Below are 21,137 nucleotides of genomic sequence, written 5' to 3' on the forward strand. Positions count from 1 at the left end.
GCGGGCTACGGTGTCCACATGACTGTGTACAAGTTCCTGCCGCTCGCGGCTGCGTCGTTGCTCGCCGCGTGTGGTGGCCAGCGTGACAGCGTGGCCCACGATGTTGCGATGGCCCCGGCCGACGCGTTTCTCGCTGCTGTGGCCGCGCATTGCGGCAAGGCGTTTGAAGGCCATATCGCCGTCAACGAGCCGAAGGGCACCGGGCCTGACCCGTTCGACGGCAAGCGCCTGGTGATGCATGTGCGCGGCTGCGATGACGCCTCGCATACGCTGCGCATTCCCTTCCATGTGGGTGACGATCATTCGCGCACCTGGGTGCTGGGTCGTACCGATACCGGCCTGCGCCTCAAGCACGATCACCGCCATGCAGATGGCAGTCCGGACGCGGTCACGATGTACGGTGGCGACAGTGCGCCGCCCGGCACCGCGCAGCGCCAGTCGTTCCCGGTGGATGCCGATTCGGTGGCGATGTTCCGCAAGGCCGGCATGGAGGCGTCGGTGACCAATACATGGGCGATGGAAATCGAGCCGGACAAGACGTTCGTGTACGAGCTCACCCGTCCGGGTGGCCGCCGGTTCCAGGTGGTGTTCGACCTCGCGCACCCCGTCGCGTTGCCGCCCGCGCCCTGGGGCGCGGACACCGAACCGACCAACAAGTAACCGCGCCGGTAGGGCCCGACCGTTGGTCGGGCCGCGTTCCCGTCAACGTGCGCCGAACCTCGCCCGGCAGCCGTTGCTGACCCACACCATGCTCGGCCGGTAGCCCCAGCTGCGGTTCTCGACACAGCTGCTGCCAGAGAGCTGCTCCAGCAGCACCGGCCGGCCCTGGCGTGAATCCCACGCGCAGGTCTGCTGGCGGTTGCCGTTGCTGCTGCAGGTCACGCTGTAGTTGCTGCCGCCTCCGCCGCCGCCCCAGTTGCCGCGCGATTCGGCGAATTCGCCGCGGCAGCCGCGGGTGACCCAGATCGTGTTGCCGCGCATGCCCCAGGTCTGGTTCTGCACGCAGGCCGAGCCGGAGATCTGCCGGACCAGCGCGGCATTGCGCCACGGGGTAGGGCAGCTGCGCTCACGGTTGTCGTTGCTTTCGCAGCGGATGGTGGTGCCGGGGCCGCCGGTACCCGGCCCCCAGCCGCCCCCACGGCCTTCGACGAATTCGGCCCGGCAGCCGCCGCTGACCCAGACCTGGCCATTGCGGGAGCCCCAGTTGTTGCCTTCCACGCAGCGGGTGCCGGATATCTGCCGGGACAGGCGCGCGCTGCGCCAGCCGGTGGTGCAGACCCGCTGGCGGTTGTCGTTGCTTTCGCAGCGGACCACCCCATTGTTGCCGCCGCCGCCGGGGTTCCAGCCGCCGCCGGAGCCGCCCAGCGAGGTGGCGATGTCCTGCTTGATCCGGGAAAAGCCCCAGGACGAGCGGTTCACCTGGTCCAGGTAGAAGCGCATCTGGTCGTCGGGGATGCGTCGCCCCCCGGACTGTTCGGCGTATTCCTGGGCAATGACCCGCTGCTGGTCCTGGACCGACAGGGTGCGGAGGTTCTCCGGGGCGTAGGCCCGGGCATTGACCTGGGCCTGGGCCTGCAGCGACGGGGCGCCGCAGGCCAGCAGGGCGGTGAAACAAGCGACAGCGAGGCGGTTCATGGCAAATCCCCTTGCGCATGGTGGTGCGCGGACTATAGGTACGGGCCGTATTAAGCCCGCGTGACCGTCCGGATTTGCCCGATCGGGTCGCCGGCCGCAGAATAACGGGCTGACCGGTGCCGCCTGGCGCCGGCAATCTCCTGCGGAGCTTTACCCCCATGCGTACCCACTTCTGTGGCCTGGTCGACGAGACCCTGATTGGCCAGACTGTCACCCTCGCCGGCTGGACCGACGTTGCCCGCAACCTGGGCGGCGTGTGCTTCATCGATCTTCGCGATCATGAGGGCATCGTGCAGGTGACGGTGGAGCCTGAGAACGCGGACGTGTTCAAGGTCGCCGCCAGCCTCGGCTACGAGGACGTGCTGCAGGTGGAAGGCGTGGTGCGCAGGCGCCATGCGGTGAACGACAAGATCCGTACCGGCCAGGTCGAGATCGTCGCCACCCGCATCACCGTGCTCAACAAGGCCGAGCCGCTGCCGTTCCACGCCCACGAGAACCCGGGCGAAGAAACCCGCCTGAAGTACCGTTACCTGGACCTGCGCCGCCCGGAAATGCAGCGCATGCAGCGCACCCGCATCAAGCTGGTGCAGGCGCTGCGCCGCCACCTCGATGGCGACGGCTTCCAGGACATCGAAACCCCGATCCTGACCAAGGCCACCCCGGAAGGCGCACGCGACTTCCTGGTGCCGGCGCGCATGCACCCGGGCGAGTTCTACGCCCTGCCGCAGTCGCCGCAGCTGTTCAAGCAGATCCTGATGGTGGCCGGCTTCGACCGCTACTATCAGATCGCGCGCTGCTTCCGCGACGAAGCCCTGCGCGCCGACCGCCAGCTGGAGTTCACCCAGTTGGACATGGAATTCGCCTTCGTGCGCGAGCGCGACGTGCAGGACTACGTCGAAGGCATGATCCGCGCGATCTTCAAGGAAGTGGTTGACGTGGAGCTGGCTGCCAGCTTCCCGCGCATGACCTGGGCCGAGGCGATGCGTCGCTATGGCTCGGACAAGCCGGACCTCCGCATCGCGCTGGAGCTGGTGGACGTGGCCGAGCTGGTCAAGGCCAGCGAATTCCCGGTGTTCACCGCCGCCGCCAATGATGCCGATGGCCGCGTCGCCGCGCTGCGCATCCCGGGCGGTGCCAGCCTGTCGCGCAAGCAGATCGATGAGTACGCCGCGCACGCCGCCAAGTACGGCGCCAAAGGCCTGGCCTACATCAAGATCGCCGAGAACGGCGAAGTCAGCTCGCCCATCGCCAAGTTCTTCAGCGAAGAGGCCTTCGCCGCGCTGGTCGCCCACGTCGGCGCCGGTAACGGCGACATCGTCTTCTTCGGCGCCGGCGGCTACAACAAGGTGTCCGACTTCATGGGCGCGCTGCGCCTGAAGGCCGGCAAGGACTTCAACCTGGTCGCCGACGGCTGGGCGCCGCTGTGGGTCACCGACTTCCCGATGTTCGAGTACGACGACGAAGCCCAGCGCTACGTCGCCCTGCATCACCCCTTCACCGCCCCGGCGGTGGATGACATCGCCGACCTGCGCGCCAATGCGAAGACGGCCGTGTCGCGCGGCTACGACATGGTGCTCAACGGCAACGAGATCGGCGGCGGTTCGATCCGTATCCACCGCTCGGACATGCAGAGCACGGTGTTCGAGCTGCTGGGCATCGGTGCGGAAGAGGCTGAGGCGAAGTTCGGCTTCCTGCTTGATGCGCTGCGTTTCGGCGCGCCGCCGCACGGTGGCATCGCCTTCGGCATCGACCGCATCGCCGCGCTGATGGCCGGCACCGAATCGATCCGCGACGTGATCCCGTTCCCGAAGACCACCGGCGCGCAGTGCCTGATGACCGGCGCCCCGTCGCCGATCCCGGACGAGCAGCTGGCCGAAGTGCACATCCAGGTCCGCCCGCGGAAAAACTGATTCCGCGATCGTCCGATCGCACCCTCCCGGTAGCGCCGGCCGTTGGCCGGCCCCCCTCACCGTCACATCGCTCAGGAGATCCAGGTAATGACCGAGTTCGCGTTCGTATTGGAATGGGAAAAGCTGGGCAATGAAGGCACCGATGCCAACCTGGTGACCGAACGCGCCCGCGTGTTCGGCGGCTGGCTCGTGCGCGTGGGCACCAACCCGGCCGCGATGGCGCTGACCTTCGTCGCCGATGGTGAAGGCCGCTGGGACGGTGAGGACTTCGGCGTCGAGGATTACGAGGACGACGAAGAAGACGAAGACGAAGAGTACGAAGAGGGCGAGGAAGAGGACGAAGAGGAAGACGAGTACGAGGACGAGGAAGACGAGGACGGCGAAGAGGAAGACGTCGCCAAGGGAACGCAGGCCTGAGGCCTGCCCTGTCCATGTACACCATCCGCCGCGCCGGCCCCGAGGACGCACCGACCCTGTCGGTGCTGGCCACCCGTACCTTCGTGGAAACCTTCGGCCACCTGTACCCGGCCCAGGACCTGCAGGACTTCCTGGACGAGGCCTACGCCGAAGACCGCCAGCGCGTGATCCTGTCCCACCCCGATTACGCGGTGTGGCTGCTCGAGCTGGATGGCGTGGCGGTCGGCCATGCCGCCGCCGGCCCCTGTGGCCTGCCGCATCCGGACGTGCAACCGGGTGACGGCGAGCTCAAGCGGCTGTACCTGATCAAGGAACAGCAGAGCTGCGGTTGGGGCAGCCGCCTGCTGGAAACCGCGCTGACCTGGCTGGAGCGCAACGGCCCGCGCACCCTGTGGCTGGGGGTGTGGTCGGAGAACTTCGGCGCCCAGCGTTTCTACGCCCGCTATGGGTTCAGCAAGATGGGCACCTATGAATTCCCGGTCGGCCAGGTGCGCGACCTGGAATTCATCCTGCGCCGCCCGCCGCAGGCGGCCTGAATGGCGGCGGGTTTCACTCGCCGTTCCTTCGTCCATTTGTCTAATGGCACCGTTTGCTACCTCTGGAACGGTTTCGCACCGGCTACGCTGAGCACATGACTCCCCCCGTTTTACTGCTGCACGGCATCTGGAATGCCCGCGCCTGGGTTGGCCCGTTGGCCTGGCGCCTGCGCGCGCGCGGCTTCAGCGTGGATACCTTCGGCTACGCCAGCGTGTTCGGTGGCCCCGACGTGGCTGTGCCGCAGCTGTTGAAGCGGCTGCAGGACAGCGGCCCGGTAGCGCTGGTCGGGCACAGCCTGGGGGGACTGGTGGCGCTGGAGGCCCTGCGCCGCCAGCCGGACCTGCCGGTGTCGCGGGTGGTCTGCCTGGGCTCGCCGCTGCGCGGCAGCGGCACTGCCCGTTCGCTGGCCGAGCATGGCTGGTCGCTGGCACTGGGCCGCAGCAGCGAACTGCTGCTCGATGGCCTGCCGGCCTGGGAGGGCAGGGCGCAGGTCGGCTTGATCGCCGGTTCCGTGCCGCATGGGCTGGGCAGCCTGCTGGGTGCCTGTGGCGACGCCTCCGACGGCACTGTTGCGCTGGACGAGACCCGCCTACCGGGCCTGGCCGACCACTGCGTGGTGGCCGCCAGCCACAGCGGGCTGGTGTTTTCCCTGGACGCCGCCCGCCAGACCGCCGCGTTCCTGCGCGATGGCTGCTTCCGCCCGGACCGGGCCGCGCACGCCGCCTGAGCCCCGGCTAACACGGTGAGGGCGGCCGATCAGGTAGAATCCGCGCCCTGTTCCTGACGCAAGCACGGAAACACCCATGGGTAGAGGCCCTTCCATCGAAAACCGCAAAAACGCGTCTGACGCGAAGCGCGGCAAGATTTTCACCAAGATCATCCGTGAGATCGGCGTAGCCGCGCGCGGCGGTGGAGGCGACCCCAACAACAACCCGCGCCTGCGGGTGGCCATGGACAAGGGCCTGGCCTCGAACATGTCCAAGGACGTGATCGAACGGGCCATCAAGAAGGCCACCGGCGAGCTGGAAGGCGTTGAATACGAAGAGATCCGCTACGAGGGCTATGCCCCCGGTGGCGTCGCTGTGATCGTGGACTGCCTGACCGATAACCGCGTGCGCACCGTGGCCGATGTCCGCCACGCGTTCAGCAAGTGCGGCGGCAACATGGGCACCGAAGGCTCGGTGTCCTTCATGTTCAAGCGCATGGGCGTGCTGCACTTCGCCGGCGGCGCCAACGAGGACGCGGTGACCGAGGCGGCCATCGAGGCCGGCGCCGATGACATCGTGGTGTACCCGGAAGACGGCGCCATCGACGTGCTGACCGCGGCAGACATGTACCACGCGGTCAAGGATGCGCTGGAGGCCGGTGGGCTGAAGCCGGACCACGCCGAGCTGACCTTCCGCGCCGACAACGACATCAAGGTCGAGGGCGACACCGCCCTGCAGGTCAAGAAGCTGCTGGACATGCTGGAAGACTTGGACGATGTGCAGGACGTGTTCTCCAACGCCGACCTCGGCGCGGACGCCTACGCCTGACGTCCATGCCCCCGTCTCGCCAAGTGCGACGTCGGGGGCGGACAATGCGGACCATGATGACTCCCGACGTTCCACGCATGATCCGCATCCTCGGCATCGACCCCGGTTCGCAACGCACCGGGGTGGGCATCATTGATGTGGACCCCACCGGCAAGGTGCTGCACGTGCACCACCTGCCGCTGGTGCTGCTGGGCGCCGACGACTTCCCCAACCGCATGAAGCTGCTGGTGCTGGGGCTCAACGCGCTGGTGGAGGAATACCGCCCGCACGAAGTGGCCATCGAGAAGGTGTTCATGGCGCGCAACCCGGATTCGGCCCTGAAGCTGGGCCAGGCGCGCGGCGCGGCGATCTCGGCGGTGGTCATGCGCGACCTGCCGGTGCACGAATATGCGGCCAGCGAGATCAAGCTGGCGGTGGTGGGCCGGGGCGGGGCGGAGAAGCAACAGGTCCAACACATGGTCGGGCTTATGCTCAACCTGAAAACCAGGCTGCAGGCCGACGCCGCCGATGCGTTGGCCGTGGCCATCACCCACGCCCACGTAAGGGCAACCGCGCAGCGCCTGGGCGTCAACACCCGCCAGGCCTGGGGACGGAAATGAGGACATCTGCATGATTGGTCGTCTGCGTGGGATCGTGGCGTACAAGGCGCCGCCGTGGCTGCTGATCGACGTCAACGGCGTCGGCTACGAGCTGGAGGCGCCGATGAGCACCTTCTACGACCTGCCCGAACTGGGCCGCGAGGTCACCCTGTTCACCCACTACGCGCAGAAGGAAGACAGCGTCTCGCTGTATGGCTTCCTGCGCGAGGGCGAGCGCCGGTTGTTCCGCGATGTGCAGAAGGTCAGCGGCATTGGCGCCAAGATCGCGCTGGCGGTGCTGTCCGGGGTGAGCGTGGATGAGTTCGCGAAGATGGTGCAGGCCGGTGACATCACCGCGCTGACCCGCATTCCGGGCATCGGCAAGAAGACCGCCGAGCGCATGGTGCTGGAGCTGCGCGACCGCGCGGCCAATTTTGGCGGCGGCGGCGCGCCCATTGCGCGGCGCAGCGCCGGCCACCGACCCGGTCTCCGAAGCCACCGTGGCCCTGCAGCAGCTGGGCTACAAGCCGACCGAGGCCGCGCGCATGGCGCGCGATGCCAACGCCGAGGGCGATGATGTCGCCACCGTGATCCGCAAGGCCCTGCAGGCCGCGCTGCGCTGAGCGCGCCGGCCTTTTTCCCTACCGACTGACGCCCTCCCGGAGTCCCATGTCCACCTCTTCCACCCAGCACGACAGCGGCCAGCACGGGCACGGCCATGCGCCGGCCGCCAGCGGCCTGGCCCTGATCGTCGGCGCCATCGGCGTGGTGTTCGGCGACATTGGTACCAGCCCGCTGTATACCCTGAAGGAAGCGTTCTCGCCGCATTACGGCCTCAACAGCGACCACGACACCGTGCTGGGCGTGCTCTCGCTCGCGTTCTGGGCGCTGAACATCGTGGTGACGCTGAAGTACGTCACCATCATCATGCGCGCCGACAACGACGGCGAGGGCGGCATCATGGCGTTGATGGCGCTGACCCAGCGCACCCTGCGCCACGGGTCGCGCTCGGCCTACGTGGTGGGCATCCTGGGCATCTTCGGCGCCTCGCTGTTCTTCGGCGACGGGGTGATCACCCCCGCCATTTCCGTGCTGGGCGCGGTGGAGGGCCTGGAAGTGGCCGCCCCCGGCCTGCATGCCTTCATCGTACCGATCACCGTGGTGGTGCTGTTGGCGGTGTTTGCCGTGCAGCGCTTCGGCACCGAGAAGATCGGCAAGCTGTTCGGGCCGATCACCTCGATCTGGTTCATTTCGCTCGCCGCGATCGGCATCTGGAACATCGTGGATTCGCCCGAAGTGCTCAAGGCCTTCAACCCGATGTGGGCGCTGCGCTTCTTCATGGAGCACGGCTGGCACGGCATCTTCATCCTTGGTGCGGTGGTGCTGGCGGTGACCGGTGGCGAGGCGCTGTATGCGGACATGGGCCACTTCGGGGCCAAGCCGATCCGCCACGCCTGGTACTTCTTCGTGCTGCCGTGCCTGGTGCTGAACTACCTGGGGCAGGGCGCGCTGGTGCTCAACAACCCCGAAGCGGTGAAGAACCCGTTCTTCGAGGCGGTGCCGGAGTGGGCGCTGTACCCGATGATCATCCTGGCCACCATGGCCGCGGTGATCGCCTCGCAGTCGGTCATCACCGGCGCGTTCTCGGTCTCGCGCCAGGCCATGCAGCTGGGCTACATCCCGCGCATGCGCATCACCCATACCTCGCACGACACCATCGGCCAGATCTACATCCCCGGCATCAACTGGGGCATCGCGGTGATGGTCATCGGGCTGGTGCTGGCCTTCCGCAGTTCCTCCAACCTGGCGGTGGCCTACGGCATCTCGGTGTCGGCGACCATGCTCATCGATACCCTGCTGCTGGCGCTGGTGGCCCGCGCGCTGTGGCCGACCTCGCGTTACTGGATCATCCCGCTGTGCGTGGTGTTCTTCATCATCGACCTGGGCTTTGTGATCGCCAACGGTGCCAAGCTGCTGCAGGGCGCCTGGTTCCCGGTGGTGCTGGGCATCGTGCTGTTCACCATGATGCGCACCTGGCGGCGTGGCCGCGAGCTGCTGCGCGATGAGATCCGCAAGGACGGCATCCGGCTGGATACCTTCCTGCCCGGGCTGATGCTGGCCCCGCCGGTACGGGTGCCGGGCACGGCGGTGTTCCTCACCGCCGACCCCTCGGTGGCCCCGCACGCGCTGATGCACAATCTCAAGCACAACAAGGTGCTGCACGAGCGCAACGTGTTCCTGCACGTGGAAACCCTGCCCATTCCGTATGCGATGGAAGGCAAGCGCCTGAAGATCGAATCGGTGGGCGATGAGTTCTACCGCGTGTTCGTGCGCTTCGGGTTCATGGAAACCCCGGACGTGCCGCTGGCGCTGATGCGCTCATGCGACCACGGCGGGATCTACTTCGACCCGATGGACACCACCTTCTTCGCCAGCCGCGAGACCATCGTGGCCACCGCCAACCGCGGCATGCCGATCTGGCGCGACAAGCTGTTCGCGCTGATGCACCGGAACGCGGCGCCGGCGACCGGGTTCTTCCGGATTCCGGGTAATCGCCTGGTCGAGCTCGGTGCCCAGGTGGAAATCTAAGGGGACGCCCGTTGGTCGTCACCCGTTTTGCCGCATAATCGCGGGATGACCGACGACCGCATCATCGGCGCCGGTGCCACCCGCGAGGATGACACCACCGACGCCAGCATCCGCCCCAAGCGCATGGCCGATTACCTTGGCCAGGCGCCCGTGCGCGAGCAGCTGTCGATCTACATCGAAGCGGCCAAGGCCCGCGGCGATGCGCTGGACCATGTGCTGATCTTCGGGCCGCCGGGCCTGGGCAAGACCACCTTGAGCCACGTCATCGCCAACGAGCTGGGCGTGGCGCTGCGGGTGACCTCCGGGCCGGTGATCGAAAAAGCCGGCGACCTGGCCGCGCTGCTCACCAACCTGCAGCCGCACGACGTGCTGTTCATCGATGAAATCCACCGCCTGTCGCCGGTGGTGGAAGAAGTGCTGTACCCGGCGATGGAAGATTTCCAGATCGACATCATGATCGGCGAGGGCCCTGCGGCCCGCTCGATCAAGATCGACCTGCCGCCGTTCACCCTGATCGGCGCCACCACCCGGGCCGGCCTGCTGACCGCGCCGCTGCGCGACCGCTTCGGCATCGTGCACCGGCTGGAGTTCTACACCCCCGAAGAGCTGACCAGGATCGTCCGGCGCTCGGCGGCCATCCTCGGCATCGACTGCACCGCCGATGGCGCGGCGGAAATCGCGCGGCGTTCGCGCGGCACCCCGCGTATCGCCAACCGGCTGCTGCGCCGGGTGCGCGACTACGCCCAGGTCAAGGCCGCCGGCCATATCGACCAGGAAGTGGCGCAGGCCGCCATGCAGATGCTGAAGGTGGACCCGGAAGGCTTCGACGACCTCGACCGGCGCATGCTGCGCACGCTGATCGATTACTTCGACGGCGGCCCGGTAGGCGTGGAATCAATGGCCGCGGCCCTGTCCGAAGAGCGCGGCACCCTGGAAGATGTGGTCGAACCCTACCTGATCCAGCAGGGCTTCCTGGTGCGCACCGCGCGCGGCCGCATGGCTACCCAGAAGGCCTACCGCCACCTGGGCCTGAAGCCGAAGAATCCCACGGCAGACCTGTTCGCGGAGGTGCCGGATGTCGGTTGACCTGCGGTTCAGTTGGCCGACACGCATATATTGGGAAGATACCGACGCTGGCGGGGTGGTCTACCACGCCCGCTACGTGGCCTTCATGGAACGGGCGCGTACCGAATGGATGCGGGCCTTGGGCTACGGCCAGGAACGCACCCGCACCGAGCATGGCCTGGTGTTCGCGGTCCGGTCGATGACCATGGAGTTCCTCAAGCCGGCGCGGCTGGACGACGCGCTGGCGGTGACCGCCACGCTGGTGCAGTGCAAGCGCGCCAGCATGGTGTTCGACCAGGCGGTGTGTCGCGGCGATGAAACGCTGCTGACCGCGCAGGTGAAAATCGCGGCACTGGACGCTGCCACATTCAAGCCGCGCGGCATGGACGATGTTCTCCACGCCACGCTGAAACCCCACGTAATTCAAATAGCCGCATATTGAGGAACAACGGATGATCGGAATGCTCCTGGCCCTGCAGGCCACGGTGGTCGAAGCGCTGCCGCAGGAAGTCACCAGCGCCGCGTCGCAGACCGTCGCCCAAGCCGCGCACGGCGGTGGCATCAATTACCTGGACCTGATGATCAAGGCCAGCCTGCCGGTGAAGATCATCGTGCTGCTGCTGCTGGCCGGTTCGTTCATCAGCTGGGTGATCATCTTCCGCAAGGCGCGCGTGTTCAACGCCGCCAACCGCGAAGCCGATGAGTTCGAAAGCCGCTTCTGGTCCGGTGCCGACCTGGGCAAGCTGTACAGCGCTGCCACCGACCGCAACCGCAAGGTGGGCGGCCTGGAGGCGATCTTCGAGGCCGGTTTCCGCGAATTCACCCGCCTGCGCGACAAGCGCCGGCTCGATGGCCGCGCCCAGCTCGAAGGCGCCCAGCGCGCCATGCGCACCACCTTCACCCGTGAAGTGGACCAGATGGAGCGCAGCCTGGAGCTGCTGGCCAACATCGGTTCCACCGCCCCCTACGTGGGCCTGGTCGGCACCGTGTTCGGCATCATGGTGACCATGCACGACATGATCAACAGCGGTGAGCAGGCCGGTATCGCGTCGGTTGCGCCGGGTATTTCCGAAGCCCTGTTCGCCACTGCCATCGGCCTGTTCGTGGCCATCCCGGCGGTGTGGGCCTACAACCGCTTCACCACCCGCGTCGAGCGCCTGTCGGTCCGCTTCGAGACCTTCGCCGAAGAGTTCAGCTCGATCCTGCAGCGCCAGTCCGCGGGCGACGAGTAAGCGCCCAGCACAAGGATCACGCCATGACCGCTGCCATCGGCCGCCGCAAGCGCCGCAAGCTCAAATCCGAAATCAACGTCGTGCCGTACATCGACGTCATGCTGGTGCTGTTGATCATCTTCATGGTCACCGCGCCGCTGCTCACCCTGAGCTTTGAAGTGGACCTGCCCAGTTCGCAGGCCAAGGCGCTGGAGAGCAAGCAGGACCCGGTGATCGTCTCGGTGCGCCTGGACGGCCAGCTCAGCCTGAAGCTGCCGGAAGCCAAGGAGCCGGCGCCGATGGACGCCGGCCAGCTGCAGGCACAGCTCGGCGCGCTCGCCGCACAGGACAAGAACCTGCGCGTGATCGTGGCCGCCGACAAGGCCGTGGCCTATGAAAAGGTGGTCGCGGCGATGGACGTGATCAAGCGCGCCAACGTGGAAAAGGTGGGCCTGGCGACCGATGCACGCTGAAGCCCTGCCACCGCAGCGCCAGCCGGAAGGCGAGTGGGGCCTGCCGATCGCCCTGGCGATCCTGGTCCACGTGCTGCTCGCGCTGGTGTTCATCGCCGCCTGGCTGTGGTCACCCCAGCGCAGCACCGAAGCGGCCGCCGGCGACCCGGCCATTGAAGCCAGCCTGCAGCTGTCGGCCTCGGAAGCCGCTGCGGCACGCCAGGCGCTGCGCGCCTCGGAAAAACTGCCTGACCTGCCCGAGCCGGTGGCCGAGCCGATCCCGGTGGAAGAAGACACCGTGCCGCCGCCGCAGCCGCTGCCCGAGCCGCGCCCGCAGGACGCGCCCACCCCGCAGCAGCAAAACGCCCAGGAACGCATCGCCCAGCCCGACACGGTCGACCAGGCCGCGGTCAACGCGATGTCGATCTCGGCCGAGAAGGCCAAGCAGGAGCAGGAAGCCAAGCGCCGCCAGGAGCAGATCGACCTCACCGAGCGCAAGCGCGTGGAAGAGGCCGAGCAGAAACTGCGCCTGGCCAAGCAGCAGGAAGAGGCCGCGCAGAAGAAGAAGCTGGCCGAGCAGGAGCAGAAGGCCAACGACGTCAAGGCAGAAGCCGAGCGCCAGAAGAAGATCGCCGAGATCCGCAGCCGCCGCGAGGCCGCCGAGAAGGAAGCGAAGCTCGCCGAGCAGAAGCTGCGCCAGCTGGCTGCCGCGCGTGCCGCCGCAGGGCAGTCCACCGCCGGTTCCAGCGGCGCCGCCCAGCCGGCCGCCGGCGGCGGCGGTACCAGCGACGACCTGCGTGCCAAATACGCGGCAGCGATCCAGCAGAAGGTGCTGGCGGCGTGGACCCGCCCGGACAACGTGCCGTTCGGCCAGCGCTGCAAGATCGTGATCGTGCAGCTGCCCGGCGGCAACGTGAACTCGGCCAAGGTCAGCCCGGATTGCCCGTTCGACGAGGCCGGCCGCCGTTCGATCGAAGCCGCCGTGCTCAACGCCCAGCCGCTGCCGTACCGCGGCTTCGAAGAGGTGTTCTCGCGCCAGCTCAACTTCACCTTTACCGCCCAGGACAACTGATCCCGGGCGGGCAAGCGGTGCCCGGTTTCGTTAATGACACGTGATTTTTCGTGGCATGACCACTCGGATTTCACACCCGGTTGGTTCATGATTGCGAAACCGTTCACCGCACTGCTGTTATCCCTCGTTCTGGTTTTCCCCCTATAGAGCGCCCATGAAGAAGATGCCTCGCTGGTTTGCCGTGTTCGCGGCTTTGTTGTTCCTGCCACTTGCCGCCGCTGCGCAGCAGAGGGGCCTGGACATCGACATCATCGGCGGCAACGCCTCCGCGCTGCCCATCACCGTGGTGCCCATGCCCTACCAGGGCTCGGCCGCCGCCCCGCAGACCGACGTGGCGCAGGTGGTTCGCGCCGACCTGGAGCGTTCGGGCCAGTTCCGCACCCTCCCCGAAGCGCAGATCGTCGAAAAGCCCACCCGTGGCGGCGAGATCCAGTTCGCCACCTGGCGCGCGCTGAAGCAGAACTACATCGTGGTCGGCCGGGTCATGGACGCCGGTGCCGGCGCCTACCGCGTCGAATACGAGCTGTATGACGTGCCCAAGGGCGAGCGCCTGCTGGGCCTGGCGATGACCGCCCGCGGCAATGCCATGCGCGACGTCGCCCACCAGATGGCCGACGCCATCTACGAAAAGATCACCGGTGTGCGCGGCGCCTTCTGGACCCGCATCGCCTATGTCACCGCCAGCGGCAAGGGCGATGCCATGCGCTACGCGCTGATGGTGGCCGATTCGGACGGCTTCAACCCGCAGACCATCGTGCGCTCGGCCGAACCGCTGCTGTCGCCCTCGTGGAGCCCGGATGGCAACCGCCTGGCGTACGTCAGCTTCGAGCGCGGCAATTCGGCGATCTACATCCAGAACATCGCCACCGGCGCCCGTGAGCTGGTCACCAGCTTCCGCGGCATCAACAGCGCCCCGTCGTTCTCCCCGGACGGCCGCCGCCTGGCCCTGTCGCTGTCGCGCAGCGGCAACCCGGAAATCTACGTGATGGACCTGGGCAGCAAGCAGCTCACCCAGCTCACCAACCACTTCGCCATCGACACCGAGCCGACCTGGAGCGCAGACGGTTCCAGCGTCTACTTCACCTCCGACCGTGGCGGCCGCCCGCAGATCTACCAGGTCTCCTCCAGTGGTGGCAGCGCCTCGCGCGTGACCTTCCAGGGCAACTACAACGCCACCCCGAGCATGTCCTATGACGGCAAGAAGCTGGTCGTGGCGCAGGGCAGCGGCAATACCTACAAGATCGCGATGATGGACAGCAGCCTGGGCTCGCCGCGCTGGAGCACGCTGTCGCCGGGTTCGCTTGACGAGTCCCCCACGTTTGCGCCCAACGCAAGCATGGTGCTGTATGCCGCCCGCGAGGGTGGTCGTGGAGTGTTGTATGCCGTGTCGGCTGATGCGCGCGTGCGCCAGCGGCTGGTACTGGCCGACGGTGATGTCCGCGAACCTTCTTGGTCGCCATACCGTACAAAGCGCTAACAGAGTGTTAAGATCCGCACGTATTCATCCCTACATCCGGCTTTAGGAGCCTCAAAGGTAACTACATGAACAAGACCACCCGCGTTTTGCTTGTCTCCCTGCTGTCCGTGGCCGCTCTGGCCGGTTGCTCCAAGAAGGTCAAGGAACAGCCTGCTGCTCCGGTCGACACCGGCAGCACCTCGCAGCCGACCGGCCCGTCGACCTCCGGCCTGTACGGCCCGGGCGACCTGGACACCGACGCCTGCCTGCGCCAGCGCGTTGTGTTCTTCGACCTGGACCAGGATGCAATCAAGCCGGAATTCCAGGCCCAGATGGCTTGCCACGCCAAGTACCTGCGTGACCGTCCGTCGGCCCGCATGACCCTGCAGGGTCACACCGACGAGCGCGGTTCGCGCGCCTACAACCAGGCCCTGGGTGAGCGTCGTGCCAACGCCGTGTCCTCGGCGCTGCAGGCCAACGGTGGTTCGGCCAGCCAGATCACCGTCGTGTCCTACGGTGAAGAGCGTCCGACCTGCACCGAGTCGAACGAAGGTTGCTGGTCGCAGAACCGTCGCGTCGAAATCGTCTACACCGCGCAGTAATCCATGCGCATCGGCATCAAAACCCTGATGCTGGTCGTTGCGGCAGCCCTCGTGGCTGCCGCACCGGCGCAGGCCCAGCGGCAGAGCCTGGCCGACCGCGTTGGCGCGCTCGAGCAGCAGGCCTACAACAACAGCTCCAACCAGGACCTGTTGAACCAGGTCAACCAGCTTCGGCAGCAGATCCAGCAGCTGCAGAGCACGGTTGAGCAGCTCCAGAACGAAAACGCCCAGCTCAAGCAGACCTCGCAGGACCAGTACCTGGACCTGGACGGGCGTCTGAACCGTATTGAAGGTGGCTCGGCCCCGATCCTTCCGGCCGCTCCGGCCGCGAATGCACCGGCCGTTGCCCCCAAGCCCGCCGCACCGGCAGTGGCCGCCACCGAGCGGCCGCCCTCCGTGCACGGCGACGCGGGCAGCCTTGCCGCCAGTGGCGATGAGCGTACCGCGTACAACGTAGCCTTTGATTCGCTCAAGGCCGGCAAGTACGACGACTCGGCCCAGCTGTTCCTGAGCTTCCTCGAGCTCTATCCCAATGGCGTCTACACCCCCAACGCGCTGTACTGGCTGGGTGAAAGCTACTACGCCACCCGCAATTTCCCGCTCGCCGAGTCGCAGTTCCGCGACCTCATCGCGCGTTACCCGACCCACGACAAGGCCTCTGGTGGCCTGTTGAAGATCGGCCTTTCCCAGTACGGCGAAGGCAGGATCGATGAAGCCCAGGCCACCCTGGAGCAGGTCGTCAACACCTATCCCGGCTCGGACGCCGCGCGCACCGCGCAGGACCGTCTGCAGGCCATCCGCCTCGGCCAGCAGATCCGCTGAGGCCCCGACCGGCCAAGGCCGGTATAATCAAAGGTTGGCCCGACTGTTTCGGGCACCGTAGAGCCAGGCCCTGCCTGGCTGCTCTCGTTTCCGTAACCGCACACCAGACGCCCACGATGACCACCCCCCTGTCCGCCGCCGCCGCGCTCCCCAGCGAGATCGTGCAGTCGCCCCTGCCACGGCTGAAGATCACCGAGATCTTCACCTCCCTGCAGGGCGAAGCCGATACCGCCGGCTGGCCGACCGTGTTCGTGCGCCTGACCGGCTGCCCGCTGCGCTGCACCTACTGCGACACCGCCTACGCCTTCCACGGCGGCACCTGGTGGGACATCGACGAGATCGTGCGCGAAGTGCTGGCCCAGGGCGTCCACCACGTGTGCGTGACCGGTGGCGAGCCGCTGGCGCAGAAGCGCTGCCTGGTGCTGCTTGAAAAGCTCTGCGAGGCCGGCCTGGACGTCTCTCTGGAAACCTCCGGCGCGCTGGATGTGGGCGGCGTGGACCCGCGGGTGTCGCGCGTGGTCGACCTCAAGACCCCCGGTTCGGGCGAAATGGCACGCAACCGCTTGGAGAACCTGCCGCTGCTGACCCGCCGCGACCAGATCAAGTTCGTGCTGTGCAGCCGCGAGGACTACGACTGGGCGCGGGGCATGGTCCGCGAGCACCGCTTGAACGAGCGCTCGATGGTGCTGTTCTCGCCCAGCAAGGGCCAGGTCAGCCCGCGCGAGCTGGCCGACTGGATCGTGGAAGATCGCCTGCCGGTCCGCTTCCAGATGCAGCTGCACAAGATTCTGTGGGACGACGAACCGGGCCGCTGAGCCCGTTCGTTGCCCCTTGATATACCGGCGCGGGACAGCGTGCTGGCTTTCCCGCAACCCACCGGAAACACCCTCATGAAGAATGCAGTTGTCCTCCTGTCCGGCGGCATGGATTCCGCCGCCGTCGTCGCCATGGCCCGCGAGCAGGGCTTTGCCGTGCATGCGCTGAGCGTGCGCTACGGCCAGCGCCACACCTCCGAACTGGACGCCGCCGCGGCCGTGGCCAAGGCGCTGGGCGCGGTCGCGCACAAGACCGTCAACGTGGACCTGCGCAGCATCGGCGGCTCAGCGCTGACCGACGACATCGACGTGCCCGAAGCGGGCGGCGAGGGCATTCCGGTCACCTACGTGCCGGCACGCAACACCATCATGCTCTCGGTCGCGCTGGGCTGGGCTGAAGTGCTGGGCGCCAACGACATCTTCTGCGGCGTCAACGCCGTGGATTACTCCGGCTACCCGGACTGCCGCCCCGAGTTCATCAGCGCCTTCCAGACCTTGGCCAACCTGGCCACCAAGGCCGGCGTGGAAGGGGCGGGCATCCAGGTACACGCGCCGCTGCAGTTCCTGAGCAAGGCAGACATCGTGCGTGAAGGCGTGCGCCTGGGCGTGGATTTCGGTCTTACGGTGTCCTGCTACAACGCCGACGACAGCGGCGCCGCCTGCGGCCACTGCGACGCCTGCCGCCTGCGCGCACAGGGCTTCGCCGACGCCGGCGTGGCCGACCCGACCCGCTACGCCTGATCGCCGGGCTACGCCTGCGCCGCAAGATGGGTTAGAATGCGCACCCCCGGCGCGAAGTCGGGGCATGCAATGGGCCGTTAGCTCAGTCGGTAGAGCAGAAGACTTTTAATCTTTTGGTCGATGGTTCGAATCCATCACGGCCCACCAATTGCATCAACGACTTAGGCGCCCGATGGGCGCCTTTTTTGTGACTGTAGTCCTGAGGAGGCGGCGTGATGTTCTCATTTGGTCAACTCCAGATCAGACACCTCTCGACAGTGCAGGTTGGCGAGGACTAGAGGCGGGACATGGGACACAGTCCCGCCCTGCATCAACCGGCTTGAGATGGATATTCAGCCGGCTGTGGTTTCGCCAGTCCGTCTCTACAGGAACACGTAGCCAATGAGAAAGTCCAAGGAACCGGTCGGGACATTTTCACAATTCGGATAGAACGTGTCGAAGTGGCGCAGCTTCCTGTCAAATACGTACTTGCATCGATAGATGGGCTTCGTATCAGGAAGCGGGACATCGCTGATGTACCCGATCATGCCGAAGGTGGTGAGGAACTGCCCTTCGCAGTTCGGATCCGGTGACGTGAAGTACGCCTCGGTGTACCCCCAGAGCGCGCAGGCGTAGAGGGGTTTTGAGTTGGAGAAGGGCGCGCCTGAAATGAAACCCAGAGAGCCTTCGGCTCGCCAGCCAAACTGGTCCCAGTTGTCCGGGAAAAAGTGAAGCGTCGCATGTCGCTCCGCCCTGCCGTTGTAAAGCCTGGTGATCTCCCTCAGGCTTGCCCCGTCAGGCAGGGAAAGGGTGCCTGCCATAATTCCCGCAGCGGGCACGTGTAGACCCTGGTTGTTGGGAGCCTGGAGATCATCTCCTTGACTGGCCGATGCGGTCGTAGATGTGATGCCGACACCGGCGAGCAGAGTTGCGAGGGCCAAAAAGGACCTTGTCATGAATCATCCTGTTGGTTTGCGGGATCCGTTCCCGCGCCAGAATCGTAGGTAGTCGATTTCGTGCTCCGAATGACCGGGTTCGCAGATTCGTCTCGGACGCCATCAAATAAGTCGCCGATGTACAAAAACGGAAGCCGGCGCACGGTGCGGAAGTGAGCTTAAACACTGTTTGGGGTGAAGCACCAGAAGCGAAATAATGCTGGTCGCGACATCTTGCGCAAGGTCATCGAACATTCTCCGGAAGCGATGCGGTCCAGGCATCAGCGGAATGTTCCAGCAGCCTTCCATCGATAGCGAAGATCGAGAAGTGGTCGCTCAATTCGTTTGTGGATCAGGTTGCCGGAGAGGCACGCAACGAAGACGGTGAAGAGCAGGAAAAAACCATGATTGAGCCAATGCGCCGAAGGTAGGAAGTGGCCCCACATTCGACCGATGGCGGATATAACGAAGATGTGGGACAGGTACAGGGAATAGGAGGCATCTCCCAGCTCGATGAGCAGTCGGTTCGGGCGGTGGCCAGACGTCTCGAGCAATGCCGATCCAGCGATCAGCAATGCACTTCCCAGGCCTAGATGGATCACGCGCCGCAATGGGGCGTTGAACTCGGAATCCGATGGGGGTAACAGCGCAGCCGCCAACAACAACACGCCGAGACCGGTAATGAACAATAGAGATCCGAATCGAGGCGGAATGCGGCGCCAGTGCAGCCCCGTCAGTACACCTGCCAGGAACTCAAACGTCAGAGGGCTGAAGACGACCGATGCCGTTGGCGCTCCTTCATCAAATCCCTGCCAATAGCCGAATCCGACGAGACTTCCCCATGCCATGGCGAAGAGGCTGAGTCGTTGCCGGGTTCCATAGGCGAGCGCCAGCGCAAGCGAGAAGACCAGGTAGAAGTAGGCTTCATGAACAAGCGTCCACCCCACCGCCAGCACCGGCAGCTGTTGGTGTGGGATCAAGAGATACGAAGCAGCGATGCTCTGGTCGGCGTAGGAGCTGTTCACCATGGCGGGGGCGACCGACATCAGCAACACCACCAGTGTGGTGAACATCCAGTACAGGGGGACTACGCGCCACGCCCGCTGCGTCAGGAAGTCGCGCGCCGCGCTTGGTCCGGACCCTTTGCCCCGGGAGATGCTGGCCATCACGAATCCGGAGAGCACGAAGAAGAGATCGACGCCCGCGTCGGCGTTTCGGCCCAGCCAGTCGAGCAGCGCATGACCTTCCAGGTAGCGGAGTTCCACGAAGCGAAGATGAAAGATGAGTACTGCCACCGCGGCGATGGCACGCAACGCCTGCAGCGATTCGAAGCGCTCGCCCGCAAGGGTGACAGTTTGGCTCTTTGACTTCACGTGCGTGCCTGAGCCGGTAATGAGACGCAGGCGGCGGGGCGGGCCGGTTCTGACCGGAAGCAGTTCAAAAGCATGTTCCCTGGTATCGCGTCAGCACATCGCTAGGACGCGATTTTCCGCAGTCGATTCGGACGCTGGGAACAGACCCTGACGCTTCCGACGTGGCCACGCGCTCGAAGAGCGACGGAGAGCACGATATCGAACGTCAGTGGACGCATCTGGGAGTTATCCAGTTTTATTTGCTGCGTGAATGCCGCCCTTGATTCGAATGTCGCTTCCCTGAATGGCGAGGCTTGAGCGGCCGGGTAAGTAGCAGCGCGCAGTACGACAACGCCGGCCGGATTTTCTACACTGGTGTGAACTTCCGGTTCTGACGCTGGGGCAGGTGTGATGATGGGGTCTGCCGCCGAAGGCGCTTGGGCTGGTTGCGGCATGAATCCAGCCACGCAGGGCGTGGCTCTACTACACTTGTTGCATCCCGGTAGCTCCCGGGCGCTGACATGTGCTCTCCAGTGAAGATTCTCCTGACAGGAAGTTCAGGCCGGGTAGGTCGCGCCATCTTTGGCGCCCTGGCCGCCCGCCACGAGGTGGTGGGCATTGACCGGAGCCCCTTTGCGACCACGCGTCACGTGGCCGATTTCACCGATACCCGGATGCTGGCCAAAGCCCTGCAAGGCGTGGATGCGGTCATCCATGCCGCTGCGTTGCACGCGCCGCATGTGGGCCTTTTCAGCGACAGCGAATTCCAGCGCATCAACGTGGAAGGCACCCGCACGCTGGCGATGCTGGCGCGCGAGGCGGGCGTGCGGCGGCTGGTGTTCACCAGCACCACCGCGCTGTACGGGCACGCCATCGTGCCGGGGCGTTGCACCTGGGTGGATGAGCAGACCACGCCCCAGCCCCGCACCGTTTACCACCGCTCCAAGCTGGCCGCCGAACAGTGGCTGGAAGAGGCCGCTGGCCCCGACCTTGATGTGCGCGTGATCCGGATGTCGCGCTGCTTCCCGGAGCCGCCGGAACGCATGATGCTGTACCGGTTGCATCGCGGCATCGATGTGCGAGACGTGGCGGACGCCCATGTGGCTGCGCTGACCAACGACGGCCCGGCGTTCCAGCGTTACCTGGTCAGTGGCTGGACGCCGTTCCAGCGGGAGGATTGCGAGGCGCTGGTGACGCACCCGCGTGACGTTCTGGCCCAGCGGTGCCCGCAATGGCTGGCCGAGTACGACCGTCGCGGCTGGTCACTGCCGGTGGTGGATCGCATCCACGACGCGCACGCCGCCAGTGTCGGCTTGCAATGGCGCAGCTGGCGCGGGCCTGAAACGATCCTGGAGCAGTTGGCGGTGGGCAGTATCGAAGTCCTGCCCGATACCGCCCGCGTCGATGACTGCACCATTGAATAGCGTACTTACA

The 21,137-nt window shown here is 66.0% G+C and carries 21 protein-coding genes, 1 tRNA gene and 2 pseudogenes; 21 read left to right on the forward strand and 3 right to left on the reverse strand.

Annotation, left to right across the window (positions count from 1 at the left end):
- Positions 1-18 precede the first annotated feature (18 nt).
- On the forward strand, positions 19-660 hold the full coding sequence (locus QE395_RS04455; RefSeq protein ID WP_306987658.1) for a hypothetical protein: 642 nt from the start codon (positions 19-21) through the stop codon (positions 658-660).
- A 42-nt stretch (positions 661-702) separates the two neighbouring features.
- Here QE395_RS04455 and QE395_RS04460 read toward each other — a convergent pair.
- Positions 703-1,320, reverse strand: a pseudogene (locus QE395_RS04460) (DUF3011 domain-containing protein); the annotation flags it as partial.
- 473 nt (positions 1,321-1,793) lie between these two features.
- On the opposite strand from QE395_RS04460, the gene aspS reads away from it, so the two are divergent.
- From aspS to QE395_RS04555, 19 genes and pseudogenes are all read left to right on the forward strand, one after another.
- The gene (aspS, locus tag QE395_RS04465; protein WP_093533745.1) at positions 1,794-3,545 is read left to right on the forward strand and encodes an aspartate--tRNA ligase; all 1,752 of its coding nucleotides are present in this window, start codon (positions 1,794-1,796) and stop codon (positions 3,543-3,545) included.
- 87 nt (positions 3,546-3,632) lie between these two features.
- Positions 3,633-3,962: a DNA primase gene (locus QE395_RS04470; protein ID WP_210130900.1), complete on the forward strand. Its 330-nt coding sequence runs from the start codon at positions 3,633-3,635 to the stop codon at positions 3,960-3,962.
- A gap of 14 nt (positions 3,963-3,976) precedes the next feature.
- A complete protein-coding gene (locus QE395_RS04475; RefSeq protein WP_306987660.1) occupies positions 3,977-4,498 on the forward strand; it encodes a GNAT family N-acetyltransferase in 522 nt (173 codons plus the stop codon).
- Between the two features lie 95 nt (positions 4,499-4,593).
- Positions 4,594-5,226 (forward strand): alpha/beta fold hydrolase, encoded by a 633-nt coding sequence (locus tag QE395_RS04480; RefSeq protein ID WP_210130898.1) that lies wholly within the window; start codon positions 4,594-4,596, stop codon positions 5,224-5,226.
- A gap of 76 nt (positions 5,227-5,302) precedes the next feature.
- The gene (locus tag QE395_RS04485; RefSeq protein ID WP_068853759.1) at positions 5,303-6,034 is read left to right on the forward strand and encodes a YebC/PmpR family DNA-binding transcriptional regulator; all 732 of its coding nucleotides are present in this window, start codon (positions 5,303-5,305) and stop codon (positions 6,032-6,034) included.
- Between the two features lie 77 nt (positions 6,035-6,111).
- Entirely contained in the window at positions 6,112-6,633 is a 522-nt protein-coding gene (ruvC, locus tag QE395_RS04490) for a crossover junction endodeoxyribonuclease RuvC (protein WP_068853758.1), read from the forward strand.
- A gap of 10 nt (positions 6,634-6,643) precedes the next feature.
- A pseudogene (gene ruvA / locus QE395_RS04495) lies at positions 6,644-7,235 on the forward strand (Holliday junction branch migration protein RuvA).
- A 46-nt stretch (positions 7,236-7,281) separates the two neighbouring features.
- Entirely contained in the window at positions 7,282-9,201 is a 1,920-nt protein-coding gene (locus tag QE395_RS04500) for a potassium transporter Kup (protein WP_068853756.1), read from the forward strand.
- A 45-nt stretch (positions 9,202-9,246) separates the two neighbouring features.
- Positions 9,247-10,287: a Holliday junction branch migration DNA helicase RuvB gene (gene ruvB / locus QE395_RS04505; protein WP_306987663.1), complete on the forward strand. Its 1,041-nt coding sequence runs from the start codon at positions 9,247-9,249 to the stop codon at positions 10,285-10,287.
- The gene (ybgC, locus tag QE395_RS04510; RefSeq protein WP_306987666.1) at positions 10,277-10,708 is read left to right on the forward strand and encodes a tol-pal system-associated acyl-CoA thioesterase; all 432 of its coding nucleotides are present in this window, start codon (positions 10,277-10,279) and stop codon (positions 10,706-10,708) included. The genes ruvB and ybgC overlap by 11 nt, the downstream gene beginning before the upstream one ends.
- A gap of 10 nt (positions 10,709-10,718) precedes the next feature.
- Positions 10,719-11,498, forward strand: a complete 780-nt coding sequence (tolQ, locus tag QE395_RS04515; RefSeq protein ID WP_068853753.1) for a protein TolQ — start codon at positions 10,719-10,721, stop codon at positions 11,496-11,498.
- Between the two features lie 23 nt (positions 11,499-11,521).
- Positions 11,522-11,950: a protein TolR gene (tolR, locus tag QE395_RS04520; RefSeq protein ID WP_068853752.1), complete on the forward strand. Its 429-nt coding sequence runs from the start codon at positions 11,522-11,524 to the stop codon at positions 11,948-11,950.
- Complete coding sequence (gene tolA / locus QE395_RS04525; protein ID WP_095364363.1) at positions 11,940-13,001, forward strand: cell envelope integrity protein TolA; 1,062 nt, start codon at positions 11,940-11,942, stop codon at positions 12,999-13,001. The genes tolR and tolA overlap by 11 nt, the downstream gene beginning before the upstream one ends.
- Positions 13,002-13,155: 154 nt before the next feature.
- Positions 13,156-14,478 (forward strand): Tol-Pal system beta propeller repeat protein TolB, encoded by a 1,323-nt coding sequence (tolB, locus tag QE395_RS04530; RefSeq protein ID WP_068853750.1) that lies wholly within the window; start codon positions 13,156-13,158, stop codon positions 14,476-14,478.
- A 65-nt stretch (positions 14,479-14,543) separates the two neighbouring features.
- On the forward strand, positions 14,544-15,059 hold the full coding sequence (pal, locus tag QE395_RS04535; RefSeq protein ID WP_068853749.1) for a peptidoglycan-associated lipoprotein Pal: 516 nt from the start codon (positions 14,544-14,546) through the stop codon (positions 15,057-15,059).
- Between the two features lie 3 nt (positions 15,060-15,062).
- Positions 15,063-15,881: a tol-pal system protein YbgF gene (ybgF, locus tag QE395_RS04540; protein WP_095364362.1), complete on the forward strand. Its 819-nt coding sequence runs from the start codon at positions 15,063-15,065 to the stop codon at positions 15,879-15,881.
- Positions 15,882-15,997: 116 nt separating this feature from the next.
- Entirely contained in the window at positions 15,998-16,696 is a 699-nt protein-coding gene (queE, locus tag QE395_RS04545) for a 7-carboxy-7-deazaguanine synthase QueE (protein ID WP_095364361.1), read from the forward strand.
- Positions 16,697-16,771: 75 nt separating this feature from the next.
- Positions 16,772-17,437, forward strand: a complete 666-nt coding sequence (queC, locus tag QE395_RS04550) for a 7-cyano-7-deazaguanine synthase QueC (protein WP_095364360.1) — start codon at positions 16,772-16,774, stop codon at positions 17,435-17,437.
- A gap of 71 nt (positions 17,438-17,508) precedes the next feature.
- Positions 17,509-17,584 (forward strand) — tRNA-Lys (locus tag QE395_RS04555).
- Positions 17,585-17,799: 215 nt separating this feature from the next.
- Here the strand turns inward: QE395_RS04555 and QE395_RS04560 are convergent.
- Positions 17,800-18,372: a hypothetical protein gene (locus QE395_RS04560; protein WP_141236287.1), complete on the reverse strand. Its 573-nt coding sequence runs from the start codon at positions 18,370-18,372 to the stop codon at positions 17,800-17,802.
- Between the two features lie 260 nt (positions 18,373-18,632).
- The gene (locus QE395_RS04565; RefSeq protein ID WP_176472694.1) at positions 18,633-19,724 is read right to left on the reverse strand and encodes an acyltransferase; all 1,092 of its coding nucleotides are present in this window, start codon (positions 19,722-19,724) and stop codon (positions 18,633-18,635) included.
- A gap of 512 nt (positions 19,725-20,236) precedes the next feature.
- Between QE395_RS04565 and QE395_RS04570 the strand changes: the two genes are divergently transcribed.
- Positions 20,237-21,127 (forward strand): NAD(P)-dependent oxidoreductase, encoded by an 891-nt coding sequence (locus QE395_RS04570; protein WP_249832967.1) that lies wholly within the window; start codon positions 20,237-20,239, stop codon positions 21,125-21,127.
- Positions 21,128-21,137: the final 10 nt, after the last annotated feature.

It is taken from the genome of Stenotrophomonas sp. SORGH_AS_0282 (assembly GCF_030818125.1).
Lineage (GTDB): Bacteria > Pseudomonadota > Gammaproteobacteria > Xanthomonadales > Xanthomonadaceae > Stenotrophomonas > Stenotrophomonas rhizophila_A.